Below are 7,268 nucleotides of genomic sequence, written 5' to 3' on the forward strand. Positions count from 1 at the left end.
CGTCTCCACGTCGTCCCCTTGATCATCAGTGCGGCTCCATGTCCACTAGCGTACGAAGCTGTCCGGTCGAACGTCAACTGACATCATATGTTGTCATCTTGCGCCTCTTCGTCAAAGTTGACAAGCTGACATGACACACGTGTAGCCCTGGAGTATCGATGTCGATCGACCGCGACAAGCTGCTTGACGAGCTCAAACGACTACGTAGAGGGACGGGCCTCGGCGGCCTCCTAGCCGATGTCCGCCTGGGCGACAACCTTCGAACTGTCTCCAAAGCTGATGCGGGAGCTGATGACGCCACTGCGGCTGGACTGCTGTTGACAGAGCTCTCACGACTGATCGACAGGCTTCCTGAGTCCATGCAGCAGGTCGCAAGCGTGGCCCTAAATATCAACATCCCGGACTTGAGCAGCCAACTGCTCGACAAAAGGATTAGCTGGCTCGCGAGCGAGACAGGTCGCGACAACCGGACAATTCGTCGCCGAATTGACGAATCGATGAAACATCTTGTCAACCGCATCGTAGCCGAGCACGACTGGAGCGACACGGGTCATCCAGAAACGGCGGCCAACTGGTTCACAACTTCATGCAGAGCCTACGTTCGGATGGATCAAGAAGATGGCATTGAGGCTGTTGACGAGCGCGAGATAATCATCCATGGAGCTCCGACGGATAGCATCTCCATGCCGTTCACGCTGCCTCGGCATCCAAATGATCAAGATGCCCCGCACGAGCTGCAGACGAACCTTCTATTCGGCGGGAAGTTCGTTACTCGAAAGCGATTTTCAGACTCGCGATTCAATGTGGAGATTAAGCTTCCGCGAACTCTCTACCCAGGCGAGCGACATCGATACGCGCTGCAGTACAAGATTCCAGCAAATCAGATGATGAAGCCACACTATGTCTTCGTCCCATATTACGAGTGCGAATCATTCAGCTTGCTAGTCCGATTCAACATGGATGATCTACCTTGCACAATTCGCAAGGTAGAAAGCGCATTCCATCGCGAGATAGACGAACTTCAACCTGAGGAAAACATTATCGAAGCCAACGAAGCCGGGGAAGCCTATGCGGAATTCAAGAACCTCAAAACAGGATTCGGCTATGGCATCCAGTGGCGGTTCAGCGAGACCGAAGGTTCCTGATAGTCCGGCATCGGTGGTTCATGTTTGACGGAGCCAGAGTGCCGCTACCCGCGTCAGAATCGCTGTGCGCCTCTAGTCACATCTCGTGGCGTAACGTCCGGCCGCCGCAACCAACCAGCGTTAGCCTGGGACCACCGCACAGTCCACGCGCGCTTGGTGACCTGCGAACGTCTGCACGCAGCGGGTTGAAGGGCAACTAGACAAGTCAGACCATGTTGGCTCTTCGTTGAAGAGTGTAAGGGTTGTTCCCGCAGCTAGACTCCACGACAGAGCCCCCGGCGATGATCTCGCCAGGGGCTCTTTTTGTTCCACACATGTTCCAGAGGCAGCCGCAGAAGGCCGCAGTCCGCAGCAGATGGTGACCTGCCAACACTGACGTCGTTGGCAGTATCAGAGCAGGTCACCCACAAAGTAGGGCCTTCACGCAGGAACTGCGGAACGGCACTGCGTGGGCGAGGTCAGCCCCGGAGTTCCATCGTGCAGCACTTCGGGCCGCCGCCCGACTTGCGCAGTTCCGAGATGTCCACGAACACGGGCTCGAACCCGCGACGCGCCACCTGCTCGGCGAGGTGAGTGGCCTCGACGGGCATGACGACGTGCTTGCCGTCGGAGACCGCGTTCAAACCCAGACACACGGCGTCGTCGTCGTTGGCGATCACGGCGTCCGGGAACAACCTCCGCAGGACCTGCTGCGAGCCCGGCGAGAAGGCCTCCGGGTAGTAGGCGACCAGAGGCGACGGAGACTGGTCGTCGAGCATGAACAGGGCCACGTCGAGGTGGTAGAAGCGCGGGTCAACCAGCTGCAGTGAGACGACCGGGACACCCAGAACCTCCTGGGCCTCACCATGCGCATGAGGGTCCGTGCGGAAGCCGGTGCCGGCCAGCAACAAGGAACCGGTCCAGGTGAAGTCGCCCTCGGCCTCGTTCACCGCGGTGGGCATGATGACGGACTTGTAGCCGGCGCCGAGGAACCAGCGGCGGAAGTGGTCGGCCTCGGCGGAGCGCTGGGCGGCGCGGAAGCGGGAGCCGAGGACTCGGCCGTCGATGACGGTGCCGCTGTTGGCCGAGAAGACCATGTCCGGCAGACCCGAAACAGGCTCGATGACGTTGACCTCGTGGCCGAGGCGCTCGTAGGTCTCCTTCAGAGCCGTCCACTGCTCCACTGCCAGCGAGGTGCTGGTGGGCCGGGTCGGATCCATCCACGGGTTGATGGCGTACTCCACCGTGAAGTACGTCGGCGGGCACATGAGGTACCGACGAGTGGTCGGCATGCGCGTCGGCGCGAGGGGCTGCGCGATGTCGAGCGTGATCGGCTCGCCGGGCCCGGAGATGGATACGGTCATGGATCGAAATGTAAAGGCGAGCTAGACCATCGAACAACGCCGCGACATTGCGTTAACTAGGGCAGAATGTTGCGTGTGGACAGCATCGACCAGCGAATCATTTCGTGCCTCATGGCCAACGCACGATCGAGCTACGCGGAGATCGGCAAAGAGGTGGGGCTGAGCGCCCCAGCGGTGAAGCGGCGAGTCGACAAACTCCTGGACACGGGGGTTCTGCGGGGCTTCACGGCGGTGGTGGACCCTGAGGCGCTCGGGTGGGGCACCGAGGCGTTCGTCGAGGTGCACTGCAAGGGCAACGTGGCGCCGCACGACATCCAGCACCGGCTGGAGCCGATGGCGGAGGTCAGCGCTGCTTACACGGTGTCTGGAGCCGCGGACGCGATCGTGCACCTCAGGGCCGCCGACATCCATCATCTGGAGACGGCGCTCGAACGACTGCGCGCCGTCGAGATCATCGACAGGACCGTGTCGACGGTCGTGCTGTCCCGGCTCCTGGACCGGCCGCTCGCACCCTAGGGTTCGGGCCATGGCTGAGGTTCTGCTGGAGCACAACGATTCCATCGCCGTGATCACGATCAACGATCCGGACCGGCGCAACGCACTGACGATCGACCTGTCGCAGGAGCTCGCGGACAAGGTCGCGGAAGCAGAGCAGGAAGCCAACGCGTTGATCGTCACGGGAGCGCCGCCCGCGTTCTGCGCCGGCGCGGACCTCACGCAGCTCGGCAACTCGAAGGACGAAGGCCTCAAGAAGATCTACAAGGGTTTCCTCGCCGTGGCGAACGCAACAATCCCCACGATCGCCGCGGTCAACGGGGCCGCGGTCGGCGCCGGGCTCAACCTCGCGCTGGCTGCCGACGTGCGGATCGCCGGGCCCAAGGCGCGGTTCGACGCGAGGTTCCTGCAGCTCGGCATCCACCCCGGCGGCGGCATGACGTGGATGTTGCAGAAGATCACCAACTCGCAGACCGCGACGGCCATGACGCTCTTCGGCAAGATCCTCGACGCGGACGAGGCCGTGGAGAAAGGGCTCGCCTACGCCAAGGCCGAAGACCCACTGGCAGTAGCAAAAGAGCTGGCGAGGGCGGCTGCGGAGGCTCCAGCAGCACTCGTGCGGACCATCAAGGCGACGATGCGGGCGACCGATGCTCTCCACGACCACGCGGAAGCGGTTGAGACCGAGCTGCGGCCACAGGTGGCTTCGATCGACACTCCAGAATTCGCTGCCAGGCTTGCCGCGATGAAGGCTCGGATCAGCGGGCGGTAGGTGTTACCTTGAGTAACAGGTATCGAGGGTGACGTCTGCCGCATTCGGGTATCCGCTGGTAGTGCTGTGCTTACCGTCTAGTTAAGGACCCGGTGCGGCAGATGGGACAGTTCGTCTCGCCTGGTGGTACACGGCCCGTCTCGCAGGCGGTCCCGGCGACTACCCTCGCGGTGGGGCACAGCCACCCTTGGAGAGAGGTATCGGCGTAGGAATGAGCACTGAGACCCGCAAGCTGGATCGCGTCGTGATCCGCTTCGCCGGCGACTCCGGTGACGGCATGCAGCTCACCGGAGACCGGTTCACGTCGGAAGCGGCGGCGTTCGGCAACGACCTCGCCACCCAGCCCAACTTCCCCGCCGAGATCCGCGCACCACAGGGCACCCTCCCCGGCGTTTCGTCGTTCCAGCTGCACTTCGCCGACTACGACATCCTGACGCCCGGCGACCGTCCCGACGTCCTCGTGGCGATGAACCCCGCCGCGCTCAAGGCGAACGTCGTCGACCTGCCTGACGGCGGCATCCTCATCGTCAACACCGACGAGTTCACCAAGCGGAACCTGACGAAGGTCGGCTACGACTCGAACCCGCTCGAGGACGAGTCGCTCGAGAAGTTCCAGGTGCACAAGGTCGCCATGGCGACGCTGACCATCGGCGCGCTGGAGGAGACCGGGCTCGGCAAGAAGGACGCCGAGCGCGCGAAGAACATGTTCGCGCTCGGCCTGCTCTCGTGGATGTACCACCGGCCGACCGAGGGCACGGAACGGTTCCTGCGCGAGAAGTTCGCGAAGAAGCCCGACATCGCCGAGGCCAACGTCCTGGCGTTCCGCGCCGGCTGGAACTACGGCGAGACGACCGAGGCCTTCGCCGTCACCTACGAGGTGGCGCCCGCGAAGCTCAACGTCGGTACGTACCGCCAGATCACCGGCAACACGGCGACGGCGTACGGCATCGTCGCGGCGGCACAGCGCTCGAAGCTGCCCGTCGTGCTCGGCACGTACCCGATCACCCCGGCGTCGGACATCCTGCACGAACTGAGCAAGCACAAGAACTTCGACATCACCACGGTGCAGGCCGAGGACGAGATCGCGGGCATCGGCATCGCGCTCGGCGCGTCCTACGGCGGCGCGCTCGGCGTGACGTCGACGTCGGGTCCCGGCATCGCGCTGAAGTCGGAGACCATCGGCCTCGCGGTGATGACCGAGCTGCCGCTGCTGGTGATCGACGTGCAGCGCGGTGGCCCGTCCACCGGTCTGCCGACCAAGACCGAGCAGGCCGACCTGCTGCAGGCCATGTTCGGCCGCAACGGCGAGTCGCCGGTGCCGATCGTGGCGCCGCAGTCGCCGTCCGACTGCTTCGACGCCGTGGTGGACGCGGTCAGGATCGCGCTCACGTACCGCACGCCGGTGCTGTTCCTCTCGGACGGCGCGGTCGCGAACGGCTCCGAGCCGTGGCTGATCCCGGACGTCGACACGCTGCCGGACCTGAGCGTCGAGTTCGCGACGGACCCGGAGACCTTCCAGCCGTACTCGCGCGACCCCGAGACGCTGGCCCGTCCGTGGGCCGTACCGGGGACTCCTGGTCTGCAGCACCGCATCGGTGGTCTGGAGAAGCAGGACGTCACCGGCAACATCTCGTACGACCCCGAGAACCACGACCGGATGGTCCGCCTGCGCCAGGCGAAGATCGACGGCATCGAGGTCCCGGACGTCGAGGTCGACGACCCGAGCGGCGAGGCGAAGGTCCTGGTCGTGGGCTGGGGTTCCTCCTACGGCCCGATCGGCGCGGCGGCGCGCCGGGTTCGCAAGCTCGGCCTGCCGGTCGCGCACGCGCACCTGCGGCACCTCAACCCGTTCCCGAAGAACCTGGGCGAGGTGCTGAAGTCGTACGAAAAGGTCATCGTGCCGGAAATGAACTTGGGCCAGCTGGCGTTGCTGTTGAGGGCGAAGTATCTGGTGGACGCGGTCTCGTACACCAAGGTGCAGGGCCTGCCCTTCAAGGCGGAAGAGCTGCAGAACGTGCTCGCTGACGTGATCAAGGGGGTGTCGGCGTGACTGCGATCGACCTTGGAATCCCCGGCTTGACCGGGGTTCCCACCACCGACGAGAAGCAGACGGCCAGGGACTACAAGTCCGACCAGGAAGTCCGCTGGTGCCCCGGCTGCGGTGACTACATCGTGCTCAACGCCGTGCAGTCGTTCCTGCCATCGCTGGGCCTCAAGCGCGAGAACATCGTGTTCGTCTCGGGCATCGGCTGCTCTTCGCGGTTCCCGTACTACATGAACACGTACGGCATGCACTCCATCCACGGCCGTGCGCCCGCCATCGCCACGGGTCTCGCCGTGGCGCGGCCGGACCTCAGCGTGTGGGTGGTGACCGGTGACGGCGACGCGCTGTCGATCGGCGGCAACCACCTGATCCACACGTTGCGCCGCAACGTGAACCTCAAGATCCTGCTGTTCAACAACCGGATCTACGGCCTCACCAAGGGCCAGTACTCGCCGACCTCGGAAGAGGGCAAGGTCACCAAGTCGACCCCGCTCGGCTCGCTGGACCACCCGTTCAACCCGGTGTCGCTGGCGCTGGGCGCGGAGGCTTCCTTCGTGGGCCGCGCGCTCGACTCCGACAAAGCGGGCCTGACCTCCGTGCTGCGGCAGGCCGCTGAGCACCGCGGATCGGCGCTCGTGGAGATCTACCAGAACTGCCCGATCTTCAACGACGGCGCGTTCGACGTGCTGAAGGACCCGGACGAGGCGCAGCGACGGATCATCAACGTCGTCGACGGCGAGCCGATCCGGTTCGGTCGTGAGGGCGAGTACTGCGTGATCCGCGAGGGCTTCGGGCTCGCGGTCGCGAAGTCCGCGGACGTGGACGCAAGCGACGTCGTCATCCACGACGCGTCGGACCTGAACCTGTCGTTCGCGCTCTCGCGGCTGTCGACGCAGGACCTCACCCACACCGTCACCGGTGTGTTCCGGCGCGCGGACCGGCCGACGTACGACGACAGCGCGCGGGCGCAGGTCAACGAGGCCAAGACCTCGAAGGCCGCGGACCTGAGCAAGCTGTTGCACGGCAAGGACACCTGGACCGTGGTCGGCTGACCCACGGCACACGAAAGGCCCGCCAGCGCGTTGCTGGCGGGCCTTTTGCATGGAATCAACCCCGATCAGGGTGCAGGGCGGAACCCTGCCTTCTCGGCGTCCGCCTCGGTGCGGAACCACACGTCCGCCCGCGTCTCCACGAAGTTCGCGGATCCCTCGGTGTAGTAACGACGACCGGTCAGCGTCGCCTTCACCGCGAAGTCCGCGGCCGGCGCGTGGCCGTCCGACTTCGGCAGCACCGAGCCGGGGCCGAACGGCGAACGCGGGTTGAAGCCCTCCGGCTGCTGGTACCGCGCCGACGACGCGCTGGGCACACCGTTCGGACGGCCGCCCGTGGACGGCGAGTAGCCGACGGGGCGCGGGCGAGCCGGGAGTGCGGGTGCGGGCGGAGCCTCCGGCTTCGGGGACTCGAAGGCC

Annotated in this window: 7 protein-coding genes; 5 read left to right on the forward strand and 2 right to left on the reverse strand. The window is 64.9% G+C overall.

Annotated features, from left to right (window positions below; translation table 11 throughout):
• Positions 1–158: 158 nt before the first annotated feature.
• Positions 159–1,145 carry a hypothetical protein gene (locus FXN61_RS05725; protein WP_167970903.1) on the forward strand — a complete coding sequence of 329 codons (987 nt, stop codon included), beginning with the start codon at positions 159–161 and terminating at the stop codon, positions 1,143–1,145.
• A gap of 458 nt (positions 1,146–1,603) precedes the next feature.
• Here FXN61_RS05725 and ddaH read toward each other — a convergent pair whose 3' ends face one another.
• Positions 1,604–2,416 carry a dimethylargininase gene (gene ddaH / locus FXN61_RS05730; protein ID WP_167970917.1) on the reverse strand — a complete coding sequence of 271 codons (813 nt, stop codon included), beginning with the start codon at positions 2,414–2,416 and terminating at the stop codon, positions 1,604–1,606.
• A 147-nt stretch (positions 2,417–2,563) separates the two neighbouring features.
• On the opposite strand from ddaH, the gene FXN61_RS05735 reads away from it, so the two are divergent.
• The 4 genes from FXN61_RS05735 to FXN61_RS05750 all read left to right on the forward strand — a co-directional run bounded on the left by FXN61_RS05735 (position 2,564) and on the right by FXN61_RS05750 (position 6,851).
• Complete coding sequence (locus tag FXN61_RS05735) at positions 2,564–3,004, forward strand: Lrp/AsnC family transcriptional regulator (RefSeq protein WP_035913697.1); 441 nt, start codon at positions 2,564–2,566, stop codon at positions 3,002–3,004.
• Between the two features lie 10 nt (positions 3,005–3,014).
• On the forward strand, positions 3,015–3,755 hold the full coding sequence (locus tag FXN61_RS05740) for an enoyl-CoA hydratase (RefSeq protein WP_167970904.1): 741 nt from the start codon (positions 3,015–3,017) through the stop codon (positions 3,753–3,755).
• Between the two features lie 211 nt (positions 3,756–3,966).
• Entirely contained in the window at positions 3,967–5,805 is a 1,839-nt protein-coding gene (locus tag FXN61_RS05745; RefSeq protein WP_167970905.1) for a 2-oxoacid:acceptor oxidoreductase subunit alpha, read from the forward strand.
• Positions 5,802–6,851, forward strand: a complete 1,050-nt coding sequence (locus tag FXN61_RS05750; protein ID WP_167970906.1) for a 2-oxoacid:ferredoxin oxidoreductase subunit beta — start codon at positions 5,802–5,804, stop codon at positions 6,849–6,851. Before FXN61_RS05745 ends, FXN61_RS05750 begins: the two co-directional genes overlap by 4 nt.
• A 65-nt stretch (positions 6,852–6,916) precedes the next feature.
• On the opposite strand, the gene FXN61_RS05755 is transcribed toward FXN61_RS05750, so the two are convergent.
• Positions 6,917–7,268 (reverse strand): sunset domain-containing protein (locus tag FXN61_RS05755; protein ID WP_446684930.1); only part of this gene is annotated, 352 nt, incomplete at its 5' end.

Origin of the sequence: Lentzea indica, assembly GCF_012184385.1 — a bacterium.
Taxonomy (GTDB): domain Bacteria; phylum Actinomycetota; class Actinomycetes; order Mycobacteriales; family Pseudonocardiaceae; genus Lentzea; species Lentzea indica.